Raw genomic sequence first — 13,871 nt, forward strand, 5'->3', positions numbered from 1 at the left:
GGGAGCAGGGGGATGTCGACCGGGTCGGCGCTGCACTGGTCACAGTACGGCCACGACGCCCTCGATGCCACGCCGACGGGCGGGGCATCGTGCAGATCACGTACCCCCTTCGGCATGACGACGGGGCCGGTCCGCAGACCGGCCCCGTCGGGTTGTGCTGGCGGCTCAGCCCTGCTTCGCCTGCATGATCTCGCGCATCAGGTCGGCCGTCTCGGACGGCGTCTTGCCGACCTTGACGCCGGCGGCCTCGAGGGCCTCCTTCTTCGCCTCGGCGGTGCCGGAGCTGCCGGAGACGATGGCGCCGGCGTGACCCATGGTCTTGCCCTCCGGCGCGGTGAAGCCGGCGACGTAGCCGACGACCGGCTTGGTGACGTTGGCCTTGATGTAGTCCGCGGCCCGCTCCTCGGCGTCGCCGCCGATCTCGCCGATCATGACGATCGCGTCGGTCTCCGGGTCGGCCTCGAAGGCCTCCAGGCAGTCGATGTGCGTGGTCCCGATGATCGGGTCGCCGCCGATGCCCACCGCCGTGGAGAAGCCGAACTCCCGCAGCTCGTACATCATCTGGTAGGTCAGCGTCCCGGACTTGCTGACCAGGCCGATCCGGCCGGCGCCGGCGATGTTCGCCGGGATGATGCCGGCGTTGGACTGGCCGGGGGTGATGATCCCCGGGCAGTTCGGGCCGATGATCCGGGTGGCCTTGTCCTTGCTGTAGTTGTAGAACTCCGCGGTGTCCTTGACCGCGATGCCCTCGGTGATGACCACGGCCAGCCCGATGCCGGCGTCCACGGCCTCCATCACCGCCGCCTTGGCGAAGGCGGGCGGGACGAAGAGCACCGAGACGTCGGCGCCGGTCTCGGCCATGGCGTCGGCCACCGAGCCGAAGACCGGGACCTGCTGGCCGCCGTCGAAGTCGACCGTCTGGCCGGCCTTCTTCGGGTTGACCCCGCCGACGATGTTCGTGCCGGAGGCGAGCATGCGCGTGGTGTGCTTCATGCCCTCGGAGCCGGTCATGCCCTGGACGATGACCTTGCTGCTGTCGTTGAGGAAGATAGCCATTGCTGTGGTTGTCCCGTCCCTTACTTCGCGGCCAGCTCGGCGGCCTTGCTGGCCGCGCCGTCCATGGTCTCTTCGATGCTGACGAGCGGGTGCGCGAACTCCGCGAGGATGCGGCGCCCCTCCTCGACGTTGTTGCCGTCCAGGCGGACGACCAGCGGCTTGGTGGCCTCGTCGCCGAGGGTCTTCAGCGCCCCGACGATGCCGTCGGCGACCGCGTCGCAGGAGGTGATGCCGCCGAAGACGTTGACGAAGACGCTCTTGACCTGCTCGTCGTTGAGGATGACGTCCAGGCCGTTGGCCATGACCTCCGCGGAGGCGCCGCCACCGATGTCGAGGAAGTTGGCCGGCTTGCTCGCGCCGCCGGTCTGGTCCTCGCCGGCGTAGGCGACGACGTCCAGGGTGCTCATCACCAGGCCGGCGCCGTTGCCGATGATCCCGACGTTGCCGTCGAGCTTGACGTAGTTCAGCCCGAGCGCCTTGGCCTTGGCCTCCAGCGGGTCGGCGGCGTCCTTGTCCTCCAGCTCGGCGTGCTCCGGCTGACGGAAGTCGGCGTTGCCGTCCAGGGTCACCTTGCCGTCGAGGGCGAGGACGGTGCCGTCCTCGGTCTTGACCAGCGGGTTGACCTCGACGAGCGTCGCGTCCTCCTCGGCGTAGACCGTCCACAGGCTCTTGAGCACCTCGGCCACCTTGGGCGCGGTCTCGGCGTCGAAGCCGGCCTGCTCGACGATCCGCTGCGCGGTCGCGTCGTCGATCCCCACGTTCGGGTCGACCTCGACCCGGGCGAGGGCCTCGGGGCGCTCCTCGGCGAGCTGCTCGATCTCGACGCCGCCCTCGGTGCTGCACATCGCCAGGTAGCTGCGGTTGGTGCGGTCCAGCAGGATCGAGAAGTAGTACTCCTCGGCGATCTGGGCACCCTGGGCGATCATCACCTTGTGCACGGTGTGACCCTTGATGTCCATGCCGAGGATGGCCTCGGCGTGCTGCTCGGCCTCGTCCGCGGTCTTGGCGACCTTGACGCCGCCGGCCTTGCCGCGCCCGCCGGTCTTGACCTGGGCCTTGACGACCGTGACGCCACCGGACTTCGTCCCGATCTGCTCGGCGGCCGCGCGGGCCTCCTGCGGGGTGGTGGCGACGGCGCCGGCCAGGACCGGGACGCCGTGCTTCTCGAACACGTCGCGTGCTTGGTACTCGAAGAGATCCACGAGGTGATTCCGTCCTCTGCTTTGGTCTGCTGCGATGCAGGTGTGCGCCCCAGAGCCTAGTGCGGCGGGGCGCCGGGCGCCGCAGGTGTCCGCCTGGCGGGGCCGGTGCTGCCCGGATGCCCGACGAGCCGGGTCCGGCTGTGCCCGTTCGGCTCCGCCGGGGTACCACGCCGGGTTACGCTGCCCGGACCATGATCTGTCCCGCACGGGTGGTCCCTGCCACCGGAGGAGACCGGCACGGTGGCAGCGGCGAGGACGCCGGCCTGCGCACCCTGATCGGGCAGCGGCTGCGTGCCCAGGCCACGCCCCAGGCGGTCGTCGGCGGCATCGTCGAGGCGGTCTGGGCCAGCACCCACGTGGCGCTCTACCCCTTCGGCACCCGTACCCCGAAGCGGGGCAGCGACGGCCACGGCTACCGGATCGAGCACCTCTCGCCCACCCAGCGCGGCATGCTCATGTCCGGGGTCGCCGAGTCGGGCACCCCGATCCTGCTGGTGCACGGGATGGCCGACAACCACTCCATCTTCGCGCTGCTGCGCCGCGGGCTGATGCGCCGCGGCTTCAGCCGGGTCTTCGCGATGAACTACTCGGTGCGCACCCGGGACGTGCGCACCGCCGCCGCGCAGCTGGCCGAGGAGATCGAGGTGATCGTCACCGAGACCGGCTACGAGCGGATCCACGTCGTCGCGCACAGCCTGGGCGGCATCATCGCCCGGTACTACGTGACCCGGCTGGACGGGGACGAGCGGGTGCACACCCTGGTCACCCTGGGCTCGCCGCACCACGGCACCCTCGCGGCGCACCTGCTGCCGACCCGGATCACTCGCCAGCTGCGCCCCGGCAGCGCCCTGCTGCGTGAGCTCAATCAGCCGGCGGACGGCTGCCGCACCCGGATGATCGCGCTCTGGTCGGACACCGACGAGGCCATCTTCCCGGCGGGCAACGCGGCGCTGCGCCAGGCCGGGGTGCAGGTCACGAACATCGCGCTCAGCGGGGCGGGGCACCTGACCCTGCCGATCCTGCCGACGGTGGTGCACCAGCTGGCGACGAGCCTGACCCAGCTGGACACCGAGGGCGAGCCGACGGCCTCGATCACCGACATCTCGGTGTGAGCCCTCTCACGCGCCTGACCTGCAGCGGACCGGGCTTCTGGCCGTAGATCAGCGTGCTGCGGGGGTTCTGTCCACAGCGCCGGTTTTGTATAACGAACAGGTCACGCTACTGTCGTCGGTCGGTAACAGCATGACGTCCGAGACCCCCTGCGAGGACACCCCCTGATGACTGACGACTACGTCGGGCGGCACCGCCCGCCCACGCGCGCCGAGCGGCGCGCGCTGGCCAGGCGCACCCGCGCCCCGAAGACCCTCGGCCCCGGCTACGCCCTGCCGACCGCCGCGGCCGCGACCCTGGTGCTCAGCGCCGCCGGCGCGACCGCCGCCCAGACCGCCTTCGGCGCCAGCACGGCCACCGCCGCCCAGGCCGCCATCGCCTCCCCCGCCTCGGTCGCCCAGGACTCCGGCGTCGCCGACGCGGCGCGCGAGCAGATGGCCACCCAGGTCGCCGACAGCGCCGGTCTGGCCGAGCGTCGCCAGGCCTCCTCGGTCTCGGTCGCCAAGGACCAGGGCCGGGCCCAGCAGGCGCAGCGCGCGGCCCGAGCCGAGCGCCGCGAGGCGGCCGCCGAGAAGAAGCGCGAGGAGGCGGCCGATCGTCGCGAGGCTGCGGCCTCCCGCGCCGCGGAGCGCTCCAGCACCACGAGCTCGGGCTCCTCGTCGAGCGCTGCCAGCGCCGCCGGCCCGCAGGACTGGGTGCAGCCCATCGACAACCCGACCTTCACCTCCCCCTTCGGCCCGCGCTGGGGCCGGCTGCACGCCGGTCAGGACTACGCCGCGCCGACCGGCACCCCGCTGAAGTCGATGAGCAGCGGCACCGTGGTCCAGGCGGGCGAGATGTCCGGCTACGGCAACACCGTGGACATCGAGTACTGGGACGGCACCGTCTCCCGGTACGGCCACATGGACAGCATCGACGTCACCGTCGGCCAGGAGGTCGGCCCGGGTGACGTGGTCGGCCGGTCCGGCAACACCGGCCGCTCCACCGGCCCGCACCTGCACGTCGAGATCCACCCGGACGGCGGCGAGCCGGTCGACCCCGGCCCCTGGCTGGAGGAGCGGGGTCTGGGTCTGGTCTGAGACCGGCCCGCACCGCACGACGACGGCCGCCGAGCATCGCGCTCGGCGGCCGTCGTCGTGCCTACGGTCGGGGTCTGCCCGACCATGTCGGCGGGTCAGGCCTGGCGGCGCCGCCTCAGAGCTTCTCCAGCGGGGCGTAGCGCAGCAGCAGGCGCTTGACGCCGGTCTCACCGCCGAAGTCGACATGGGCCTGCGCCTTGTCCCCCTCGCCGTCGACGCGGACGACGGTGCCCAGGCCGAAGACGTCGTGGGTCACCCGCTCCCCCGCGGTCAGCGAGATCGCCGGCCGGTTGCCCGGGGACCGCACCCCTGGCCGGGCCGCGAGCCGGGCCACCGCAGGCTCGGCGCCGCGCGCGCCGGCGCCGCGGCCACCGCCGACGCCTCCGCCGGTGGGACCGGTGCGCTCCCAGCGCACGAGGTCCTCGGGGATCTCGTCGAGGAAGCGGGACGGCGGGTTGTACTGCGGGGTGCCGAAGGCGGAGCGGACCACCGCCCGAGACAGGTGCAGCCGCTCCCGGGCCCGGGTGATGCCGACGTAGGCCAGGCGACGCTCCTCCTCGAGCTCGGTGGGGCTGCCGAGGCTGCGCAGGTGGGGGAAGGTGCCGTCCTCGAGCCCGGTGAGGAAGACCACCGGGAACTCCAGGCCCTTGGCGGTGTGCAGCGTCATCAGCGTGACCACCCCGGTCTCGTCGGCCTCGGGGCCGTCCGGGATCTCGTCGGCGTCGGCCACCAGGCTGACCTGCTCGAGGAAGGCGTCGAGGTCGATGTCCTCGCCCTCGGCGGAGCGGACGGCGTCGAACTCCCGGGCCACCCCGACGAGCTCGGTGAGGTTCTCCAGCCGGGTCTCGTCCTGAGGGTCGCGACTCTCCCGGAGCGCGTCGACGTAGCCGGTGCGCTCCAGCACCGCCTCCAGCAGGTCACCGATGCCGCCGCCGGCCTCGCGCAGGTCGGTCAGCCCCTCCAGCAGCGCGGTGAAGCCACGGATCGCGGTCACCGACCGGGTGGCGATGCCCGGGGCGTCCTGCGGACGGCCCAGGGCCGCGACGAAGGGGATCTGCTCCCGCTCGGCCAGCTGGGCGATCGCCGCCTCGGCCCGGTCGCCGATGCCCCGCTTGGGGGTGTTGAGGATGCGGCGCAGGTTGACCGTGTCGGTGGGGTTGGCGACCACCCGGAGGTAGGCCAGGGCGTCCTTGACCTCGCGCCGCTCGTAGAAGCGGGTGCCGCCGACGACCTTGTAGGGCAGCCCGACCCGGACGAAGACCTCCTCCAGCGCCCGGGACTGGGCGTTGGTCCGGTAGAAGACGGCGACGTCGCTGGGGCGCACGCCGTGCTCGTCGGTGAGGCTGTCGATGGTGGTGGCGACGAAGGAGGCCTCGTCGTGCTCGTTGTCGGCGACGTAGCCGACGATCTGCTCGCCGTCCCCGGCCTGGGTCCACAGGTTCTTCTTGCGGCGGGACTCGTTGCGCTCGATGACCGCGTTGGCCGCGCCCAGGATGGTCTGGGTGGAGCGGTAGTTCTGCTCCAGCAGGATCGTGCGGGCGTCCGGGTAGTCCTGCTCGAACTCGACGATGTTGCGGATCGAGGCCCCGCGGAAGGCGTAGATCGACTGGTCGGCGTCACCGACGACGACGAGCTCGCTCGGGCCCACCGAGTGCTCGCCGAGATCGGCGTCGCGGTCCCCGCCTACGAGGGTGCGCACCAGCATGTACTGGGCGTGGTTGGTGTCCTGGTACTCGTCGACCATGACGTGCCGGAAGCGCCGTCGGTAGTGCTCGGCCACGTCCGGGAAGGCCTGCAGGAGGTGCACGGTGGTCATGATGATGTCGTCGAAGTCCAGCGCGTTCGCCTGGCGCAACCGTTGCTGGTAGCCGGTGTAGACCTCGGCCAGGGTGCGCTCGGCCGGGGTGCTGGCCGGTCCGCCGCCGCTGTCCAGGTCGTGCTCGCTGCCGACCCGCCGGGCGTACTCCTCCTCGTCGACGAGCTCGTTCTTGAGGTTGCTGATCTGGTGGCCGAAGGAGCGCGGCGGGTAGCGCTTGGGGTCGAGGTCCAGGTCGCGCATGACCAGGGCGACCAGGCGCTGGCTGTCCGCGGCGTCGTAGATCGAGAAGCTCGAGCGCATGCCCACCTTCGACGCCTCGCGGCGCAGGATCCGCACGCACGCCGAGTGGAAGGTCATCACCCACATCGCGCGCGAGTGTGGGCCGACGAGGTCCTCGACGCGCTCGCGCATCTCGGCCGCCGCCTTGTTGGTGAAGGTGATCGCCAGGATGCTGCCGGGCGAGACCCCGCGGGCGCCGAGCAGGTGGGCGATGCGGTGGGTCAGCACCCGGGTCTTGCCGGAGCCGGCACCGGCGACGATGAGCAGCGGGGAGCCGGTGTGCAGGACCGCCTCGCGCTGCTGCTGGTTGAGCCCGGCGAGCAGCTCCTCGGGGTCGGCGGGCGCGACCGGGCCGGGATGCTCGCTCCGCGCCGGACCCTCCTCGGTCATCGCCCAGGTGGGCACGCCCGCGTCGGTCACGTCGGTGCCCCAGCCACCGGCCGGGGCGTCGGGGAGGTCGTCGAAGAGGCTGCTCATCTCGCGGCCAACCCTACGTCGCGCCGGTGACCGCCTCCGGCGACGAGTCCCACGCCCGGACCGGGAGCCCGTCGGCCAGCCACGCCTCGAAGCCGCCCACGACGTCGCCGGCGCGCCGCACCCCGATCTCGCGCAGGGCCTGGGCGGCCAGGGACGAGCTGTACCCCTGCTGGCAGAGCACGAGGACGCGGGCAGCGGCGTCGGCCTGCGGCAGCGCCGCGCCCGAGGACGGGTCGAGCCGCCACTCCAGGACGTTGCGGTCGACGACGAGCACGCCGGGCAGGTCGACCTCGCCGTGGCGGGCGCGCTGCTCCACCGGGCGGGTGTCGACGATGAGCGCCCCGTCGCCGGCCTCGGCGAGCGCCTGTGCCGGGGTGACCCGGTCGATCTGCTCCCGGGCTCGCGCGAGCAGACCGTCGATGCCCGGGGCGCCGGCCGGGGTCTCGCCAGGGGTCTCGTCGGGGGTATCGGTAGAGGTCACGACGGCTCGCGCTGCTCCACGGCGGCCACCTCGAGCCGGCCCGCGACGAGGTCGTAGCGGGTCATCTGTGCCAGGGACGGCGAGTACGCGTGCACGCTGACCGCCTCGTCCTCACCGAGGTTGACCACCTCGTGGGTGTGCGCGCCGCCGTAGGCCCTGCCCTCGTCCGAGGGCAGCTGCTGCGCCTGCAGGCCGCTGGTCAGGGTGCGCTCGGTGAGCTCCCCGGCCACCACCGTGAAGGCGCCCATGCTGCCGCCGTGGTCGTGCCAGCCGGTGCTCGCCCCGGGCGGCCAGCGCAGCAGCCAGATCTGCAGGTGCGGGGTGCGCGAGATCTCCGCCCAGCTGCGCTGGGTCGGGTCCCCGTCGGGGCGGGTGGTCGGCTGCTGCACCAGCTCGGGGTCGCGGGCGAAGAGATTGGCCAGGCGCAGCAGGTGCACGGGGGTGAAGTGACGCACGCCCACGGTGGGGCCGTCGGTGATGATGCTCATGGGTTCTCCGGTGGGGTCGAGGGCGCCGGGCACGGCGCGGGTCGGGGCCGTGTCAGACCGCGTGACAGACGCGGGACCAGCGCATGGCCTGGTGCGTCGTGGAGAACATGCCGCCAGTCAAGCACGGCGCGAGCACTCCGGGCGAGCGGGATACAGTCCGTGAGATGGCCCACCTGGTACGACCGGACGCGCGCTACCACGCGTCCTACCTGGCCGCCCACGACGAGCTGGTCCGCGAGTCCGCGGACGGCCAGGCGGCACGGGACGGCGACGGGGACTGGCAGCAGGCGCCGGATCCGACGACCGGCTTCGCCGGCCTCTCCTTCACCCGTGAGTCCCTGGAGGACCCGGCCGAGTTCCGTCGGCTGGTCGCCGCCCGTCGGGCCGAGGAGCTGCCGGAGACGCCGCGACCCGCCGGCCGGGTCCCGTGCACCTTCCTCTGGCTGGTCGAGGGCGAGGAGTACCTCGGCTCCTTCGCCCTGCGGCACGAGCTCACACCCTGGCTGCTGGACCAGGGCGGGCACATCGGCTACCGGGTCCGGCCGTCCGCCCGCGAGCGTGGGCACGGCAGGACCGGCCTGGAGCAGACCCTGGAGCTGGCCGCCGAGATGGGCATGCCGCGGGTGCTGATCACCTGCCGCGAGGACAACCTCGCCTCCCGGCGGGTGATCGAGCACGTCGGCGGTGTGCTCGAGGACGTGCGCGGCGGCATGCGCCGCTGCTGGGTCGAGCTCGGCCCGTCGCCGTCCCCGGACGGGGTGCGCCCCCGGCCGTGACGGTGCCCGCGCCGCCGCGCGGTCACCGCAGCCGACGCACCCCGGCACCGCTGACCATGGCGGTCCGGGCACCGCTCATCGGCACCGGCCCCCCGGTGGTGCGGCGGGCGCGACGCTCGGCCCGCATCGGTTCCACGAGCTCCTCGAACTTCGCGCTCGGGGCGACCCCGAACTCTCGGACGCTGCGTCGGTGGAAGTCCTCGTAGACCTGCCAGGCGGCCACCCGGTCACCCTCGAGCAGGTGGATGGTGGCCAACGCCCGGTGGACGCTCTCGCGCATCGGGTCCAGCTCGGCCGCGGCACGGGCCAGCGGCAGCGCGTCGGCCGGGTCGTCCTCCATCTGCCGCCGCACCACGGTCGAGATGCGGTCCAGCACACCCTGGCGCAGCCGGTCCCGCTCGGTGACCACCCACTCGTCGTACCAGCCCGGCAGCAGCTCCTCCACGCCGAGCAGATAGCCGGCCTCGGCCGCCGGGGCGACCTCCTGGCGCGGCGCCCGCAGGCGGTCGCGCAGCATGGCGACGTCGGTGCTCGCCCGGCCGGCCAGCTGCAGGGTCTCCTGCTCGGCGTCGAGCAGCCCCGGCGCCCGCCGTCGCAGCTCGACGGCGGCGGTGCGCAGGTTGGCCGACGCCCGGGCCTCGTTGCTGTCCGGCCAGAGCATGCCGGCGAGCACGCTGCGTCTGCGGGCACCGACCAGCGCGAGCAGCGCAACCAGGCGCTGCTCCCGTGGTGGGACCTTGATCTCCCGGCCCTGGGTCTCCAGGTGCCAGGACCCGAGCACGCGGACCTGCCAGGTCCGCGCACCCCCCCGTGGGTCGTTCGTCGTATGTGTCATGTCGCCCTCCCCCGGCGCGACACAGCCTCCCTCGAGGATCCGGGGAACCGCTGGCGCGCCGCTGGCACGACAGTAGCCAGACCGACTGCCGCCGTGAAGGTTCGGACGAACTATCCGAACGTGACGAAGGCGACCCCGCACGCTGCCGGGCGCTGTGCGCGCCTCCAGACTGCGCCGGAGCCAGGGCCGCCGCGCGTCGCGTCACGTCGTCATCACGCCGCCGTCACGCATGCGATGCGGGGCGGGGCGTTCACTGGGACGTGGCTGGTGAGCGTCGGTCCGGGGGGCAATCGGATCGGGGGCACCAGATCTGGTGACGACGCACACTCACACGGGAGGACAGCCATGCATGCACTGATCACCGGGGGGGCCGGCTTCATCGGCTCGCACCTGACCGAGCACCTGGTGGAGCAGGGGTGGACCGTCACGGCGCTGGACGACCTCAGCACCGGGAGCGCGGAGAACCTCGACCCGGTCCGCCGTATGCCCGGTGGCGCCGGCGTCGAGCTGGTCCGTGGCTCGGTCACCGACAGCCCGCTGGTGCACCGGCTGGCCGACGGCGCCGACGTCATCTTCCACCTGGCCGCGGCGGTCGGAGTGCTGACCATCCAGCAGCAGACGCTGCACAGCATGCGGACCAACCTGGCCGGCACCGAGACGGTCATGGAGGCGGCGCAGGCGCACGGGTCCACCGTCCTCTTCACCTCCACCAGCGAGGTCTACGGCAAGAACACGACGATCGGGCTGCGCGAGGACGACGACCGGGTGATGGGCTCGCCGCTGCTGAGCCGGTGGTCCTACGCGGAGGCCAAGGCCATCGACGAGACCCTGGTGCAGCAGTACCACCTGCACCACGGGGTGCCCTCGGTCATCGTCCGGCTCTTCAACACCACCGGCCCGCGGCAGGCCGGCCGCTACGGGATGGTGGTGCCCCGCTTCGTCCGTCAGGCCCTCACCGGCGAGCCGCTGACGGTGTACGGCACCGGGCAGCAGACCCGCTGCTTCGGGCACGTGCACGACATGGTGCCGATGATCGCCACCCTCGCCCAGACCCCGGCCGCGCTGGGCAGCGTCTACAACATCGGCAACCCCGAGCAGATCTCCATCACCGGCCTGGCCGAGCGGGTCATCGCCCGCACCGGGTCCTCCAGCGACATCACCTACGTCGACTACCAGTCGGCCTACGGCCCCGGGTACGAGGACATGGAGCGCCGCGTCCCGGACTGCACCCGGCTGACGGAGCTCACCGGCTTCCGCCCCCGCCACGACCTCGACGACATCATCGACGACGTCGCCGCGCACATCTCCGGACGCCGGTCCGTCCCGGCCGACCGCGTCCCTGCCTGAGCGGCCCCATGATCTGGGTGGTCGTCCTCCTCGTCGTGGGGGTGAACCTGATCTTCTGGGGAAGCATCGGGCTCCTCCGCCTCGTCGACGACGTCCTCCTCCCAGGCCCGGACCGTCGCTTCCCCCAGGGAGATGGTCGGCACCGGGGGACCCCCCTCCGCTCCTCCCTCCCCCCGGCCGGCGGAGGGGGGTCCACTGTCCGCACGGACCAGCTGGCGGTGCTCATGCCCGCGCACAACGAGGAGATGGTGATCGGCGCCAGCCTGGCGGCCATCACCGAGCTCGTCCCGGCGTCCCAGGTGCACGTGGTCTCGGACTACTCGAGCGACGCCACCGTCCAGATCGCCACCGACGCGGGCGTGCACGTCTTCGAGACCCCGACGAACGTGGGCAAGGCCGGGGCCCTGTCCTACGCGCTGCGCGAAGGGGGTCTGCTGGACCGGTACGAGGCGGTGATGATCCTCGACGCCGACACCCAGCTGCACCCGCGCTACTTCGAGCGGGCGCTGCCGATGCTGGCCGACCCCGAGGTGGTCGCCGTGGCCGGCTGCGCGCACACCCGCTGGCAGCGCGCGATGGGTCCGGTCGGCGAGGTGATCGTCTCCCACCGGCAGCGGGTCTACGCGCTGACCCAGTGGCTGCTGAAGTACGGGCAGACCTGGCGCGCGATCAGCGCCACCCACATCGTCCCCGGCTTCGCCAGCATCTACCGCACCCGGGCGCTGCGGGAGATCGCCATCGACGCGCCGGGCCTGGTCATCGAGGACTTCAACATGACCTTCGAGATCTACGCCAAGGATCTCGGCCAGATCGCCTTCCACCCCGGCGCCATCGCCTACACCCAGGACCCAGACACCTACCGCGACTACGTCAAGCAGATGAAGCGCTGGTGCCTGGGGCTGTGGCAGACGATCCGGCGGCACCGCCCGCGCAAGCTCGTCTTCGGGCTCTCGCTGACCGCGATGATCACCGAGCTGGTCACCAGCAGCATCGCCTTCGTCCTGCTGCCGCTGGTCGCCCTGCTCATCGCCGCGCACACCCTCGTCCCCGAGGTGGCGGCGGTCCCGCTGCTCGGTGACGTCAGCGGGGCGCTGGCCGGTGAGCTCTCGCTGCTCACCCTGGCGATGGTCGTCTTCCTGCCCGACTACGCCCTCACCGTCGCGGTGGCCATCGCCGAGCGCCGGCCCCGGTACCTGCTCGTCGGGCTGCTCTTCATCCCGATGCGGGTCACCGACGCGGTGATCGCCCTGGGCGCGCTGCCGCGCGCGTGGCTGACCCGCTCCACCGGCACGTGGACGAGCCCGACCCGACGCGCGGTCGAGCCCTCGTCCGGCTCCGGCGCCGCCGACTCCCGCACCACCACCGACTCCCGCACCGAGACCGCCGTCAGCACGAGAGGGGCCACGACATGAGCACGAGAGGGACCGCGCGGCGAGCGCCGCGAGGCTGGCGTCTGCTGGTCACGCTCGCCACGACCGCCCTGATCTGCGGGCTGCTCGGCGCCCCGGCCACCCAGGCCGCGCCGAGCACCACCGCCGCACCCCAGGCCCGGCAGGGCACGGCCGCGGCGGCGACGCCCTCGGCGGTGAGCGTCGTCGAGGAGGCGGCCGCCCGCCCGGTGCCGCGTCCGTCGCGACGGACCGTCGTCTCGCTGTCCTTCGACGACGGCATCGCCGACCAGCAGGTGGGCGCCGACATCCTCGAGGCGGCCGGGATCGCCGGCACCTTCTACGTCACCACCGCCTGGATCGACAAGCCCGGCTTCCTCTCCCGGACCCAGCTGCAGGAGCTCTCGGCCGCGGGACACGAGATCGGCGGGCACACCGTCACCCACCGCGACCTGGCCCAGATCCCGCGCTCGGAGGTCAAGCGCCAGGTCTGCAACGGGCGCAAGGCCCTGCAGGACTGGGGCTTCTCGCCGACGAGCCTGGCCTACCCCTTCGCCTCCAGCACCGCGGTGGCCGAGGAGGTCGCCCTGGAGTGCGGCTACGACACCGCCCGCGGCCTCGGCGACCTGCGCGGCCCGGCGTCCTGCATCGGGTGCCCCTGGGGCGAGACCCTGCCCCCCGGCGACGCCGCCTACCTGGCCGCGCCCGAGCAGGTGAACAGCTCGTGGACGCTCTCCCAGCTCAAGCGGCAGGTGACCCAGGCGCGCAAGACCGGCGGCGGCTGGGTGATCCTCACCTTCCACAACGTCTGCTCGGACCCGGGGTCGGCCGGCTGCCCGGCGAGCCAGTCGATCACCCCGCAGACGCTGACCGCCTTCGCCACCTGGCTGCGCAGCTACACCGCGAACCCGACCAACCAGACCACCACGGCACCGGTCGGGGACACCTACGAGGCCAGCGTCGGGGTGCGCTACCCCGGCTACCAGGACGCCGTGGCCGAGCCGGCTCCGCCACCGGCTCCGGTCGGGCAGAACGCGCTGAGCAACGCCTCGCTGGAGCAGCTCGAGGGCCAGGTCCCGGACTGCTTCGAGCGGGCCGGGTACGGCGACAACACCGCCAGCTGGAGCCTGGCCCCGGGTCGGACCGGTGAGGTGGCGCAGCAGCTGACGGTCAGCGGCTACCAGTCCGGCGACGCCAAGCTCATGCCCGAGATGGACCTGGGCACCTGCTCACCGTCGGTCGTGCCGGGCCGGACCTACGACCTGAGCACCTGGTACACCTCCACCGGGATCACCCAGTACGCGCTCTACTACCGCACCACCACCGACGAGTGGCGCTACTGGACCTCCAGCCCGTGGTTCGCCACCGCGACGGACTGGACCGAGGCGACGTGGACGACGCCGCCGGTGCCCCAGGACGCGACCGCCGTCTCCTTCGGTCTCGCGCTCATCGCCGACGGGACGCTGGTGACCGACGACTACGGGATGACTGATCCGGGAGGGGAGTAGGACGGGCGCAGGGCGGCCACCGGCAC

The 13,871-nt window shown here is 72.7% G+C and carries 12 protein-coding genes; 6 read left to right on the forward strand and 6 right to left on the reverse strand.

Going from position 1 to position 13,871, the window contains the following annotated elements:
• Positions 1-165 precede the first annotated feature (165 nt).
• Both sucD and sucC read right to left on the reverse strand, forming a co-directional pair.
• Positions 166-1,056, reverse strand: a complete 891-nt coding sequence (gene sucD, locus BJY28_RS00990; RefSeq protein WP_179461354.1) for a succinate--CoA ligase subunit alpha — start codon at positions 1,054-1,056, stop codon at positions 166-168.
• A 20-nt stretch (positions 1,057-1,076) separates the two neighbouring features.
• Positions 1,077-2,258: an ADP-forming succinate--CoA ligase subunit beta gene (sucC, locus tag BJY28_RS00995; protein WP_179461355.1), complete on the reverse strand. Its 1,182-nt coding sequence runs from the start codon at positions 2,256-2,258 to the stop codon at positions 1,077-1,079.
• A 191-nt stretch (positions 2,259-2,449) separates the two neighbouring features.
• Here sucC and BJY28_RS01000 point away from each other — a divergent pair, with 191 nt between their 5' ends.
• Positions 2,450-3,370: an esterase/lipase family protein gene (locus BJY28_RS01000; protein WP_179461356.1), complete on the forward strand. Its 921-nt coding sequence runs from the start codon at positions 2,450-2,452 to the stop codon at positions 3,368-3,370.
• A 165-nt stretch (positions 3,371-3,535) separates the two neighbouring features.
• Complete coding sequence (locus tag BJY28_RS01005) at positions 3,536-4,447, forward strand: M23 family metallopeptidase (protein WP_179461357.1); 912 nt, start codon at positions 3,536-3,538, stop codon at positions 4,445-4,447.
• Between the two features lie 115 nt (positions 4,448-4,562).
• Here BJY28_RS01005 and pcrA read toward each other — a convergent pair whose 3' ends face one another.
• From pcrA to BJY28_RS01020, 3 genes are read right to left on the reverse strand one after another with little or no spacing between them, the layout of a single operon-like run.
• A complete protein-coding gene (gene pcrA / locus BJY28_RS01010) occupies positions 4,563-7,022 on the reverse strand; it encodes a DNA helicase PcrA (protein WP_179461358.1) in 2,460 nt (819 codons plus the stop codon).
• A 13-nt stretch (positions 7,023-7,035) separates the two neighbouring features.
• Positions 7,036-7,503 carry a rhodanese-like domain-containing protein gene (locus tag BJY28_RS01015; RefSeq protein ID WP_179461359.1) on the reverse strand — a complete coding sequence of 156 codons (468 nt, stop codon included), beginning with the start codon at positions 7,501-7,503 and terminating at the stop codon, positions 7,036-7,038.
• Positions 7,500-7,991: a cupin domain-containing protein gene (locus BJY28_RS01020; protein ID WP_179461360.1), complete on the reverse strand. Its 492-nt coding sequence runs from the start codon at positions 7,989-7,991 to the stop codon at positions 7,500-7,502. The genes BJY28_RS01015 and BJY28_RS01020 overlap by 4 nt, the downstream gene beginning before the upstream one ends.
• A gap of 164 nt (positions 7,992-8,155) precedes the next feature.
• Here BJY28_RS01020 and BJY28_RS01025 point away from each other — a divergent pair, with 164 nt between their 5' ends.
• On the forward strand, positions 8,156-8,767 hold the full coding sequence (locus tag BJY28_RS01025) for a GNAT family N-acetyltransferase (RefSeq protein WP_179461361.1): 612 nt from the start codon (positions 8,156-8,158) through the stop codon (positions 8,765-8,767).
• Between the two features lie 22 nt (positions 8,768-8,789).
• Here BJY28_RS01025 and BJY28_RS01030 read toward each other — a convergent pair whose 3' ends face one another.
• Positions 8,790-9,602, reverse strand: coding sequence for an AfsR/SARP family transcriptional regulator (locus BJY28_RS01030; protein WP_179461362.1), 813 nt, complete (start codon positions 9,600-9,602; stop codon positions 8,790-8,792).
• A gap of 345 nt (positions 9,603-9,947) precedes the next feature.
• Between BJY28_RS01030 and BJY28_RS01035 the strand changes: the two genes are divergently transcribed.
• The 3 genes from BJY28_RS01035 (at position 9,948) to BJY28_RS01045 (ending at position 13,845) form a co-directional block, all read left to right on the forward strand.
• Positions 9,948-10,949, forward strand: coding sequence for an NAD-dependent epimerase/dehydratase family protein (locus tag BJY28_RS01035; RefSeq protein WP_179461363.1), 1,002 nt, complete (start codon positions 9,948-9,950; stop codon positions 10,947-10,949).
• Positions 10,950-11,173: 224 nt separating this feature from the next.
• Positions 11,174-12,361, forward strand: coding sequence for a glycosyltransferase family 2 protein (locus BJY28_RS01040; RefSeq protein ID WP_218875124.1), 1,188 nt, complete (start codon positions 11,174-11,176; stop codon positions 12,359-12,361).
• On the forward strand, positions 12,358-13,845 hold the full coding sequence (locus BJY28_RS01045) for a polysaccharide deacetylase family protein (RefSeq protein WP_179461365.1): 1,488 nt from the start codon (positions 12,358-12,360) through the stop codon (positions 13,843-13,845). The genes BJY28_RS01040 and BJY28_RS01045 overlap by 4 nt, the downstream gene beginning before the upstream one ends.
• Positions 13,846-13,871 lie beyond the last annotated feature (26 nt).

It is taken from the genome of Janibacter alkaliphilus (genome assembly GCF_013408565.1).
GTDB lineage: Bacteria > Actinomycetota > Actinomycetes > Actinomycetales > Dermatophilaceae > Janibacter > Janibacter alkaliphilus.

What these genes read in the sequence shown, in the direction of transcription:
- BJY28_RS01040 (WP_218875124.1), top strand. Translation starts at nt 11,174, where the DNA reads ATGCCCGCGCACAACGAGGAGATGGTGATCGGCGCCAGCCTGGCGGCC.
- pcrA (WP_179461358.1), bottom strand. Translation starts at nt 7,022, where the DNA reads ATGAGCAGCCTCTTCGACGACCTCCCCGACGCCCCGGCCGGTGGCTGG.
- BJY28_RS01035 (WP_179461363.1), top strand. Translation starts at nt 9,948, where the DNA reads ATGCATGCACTGATCACCGGGGGGGCCGGCTTCATCGGCTCGCACCTG.
- BJY28_RS01025 (WP_179461361.1), top strand. Translation starts at nt 8,156, where the DNA reads ATGGCCCACCTGGTACGACCGGACGCGCGCTACCACGCGTCCTACCTG.
- BJY28_RS01045 (WP_179461365.1), top strand. Translation starts at nt 12,358, where the DNA reads ATGAGCACGAGAGGGACCGCGCGGCGAGCGCCGCGAGGCTGGCGTCTG.
- BJY28_RS01030 (WP_179461362.1), bottom strand. Translation starts at nt 9,602, where the DNA reads ATGACACATACGACGAACGACCCACGGGGGGGTGCGCGGACCTGGCAG.
- BJY28_RS01020 (WP_179461360.1), bottom strand. Translation starts at nt 7,991, where the DNA reads ATGAGCATCATCACCGACGGCCCCACCGTGGGCGTGCGTCACTTCACC.
- BJY28_RS01005 (WP_179461357.1), top strand. Translation starts at nt 3,536, where the DNA reads ATGACTGACGACTACGTCGGGCGGCACCGCCCGCCCACGCGCGCCGAG.
- sucD (WP_179461354.1), bottom strand. Translation starts at nt 1,056, where the DNA reads ATGGCTATCTTCCTCAACGACAGCAGCAAGGTCATCGTCCAGGGCATG.
- BJY28_RS01000 (WP_179461356.1), top strand. Translation starts at nt 2,450, where the DNA reads ATGATCTGTCCCGCACGGGTGGTCCCTGCCACCGGAGGAGACCGGCAC.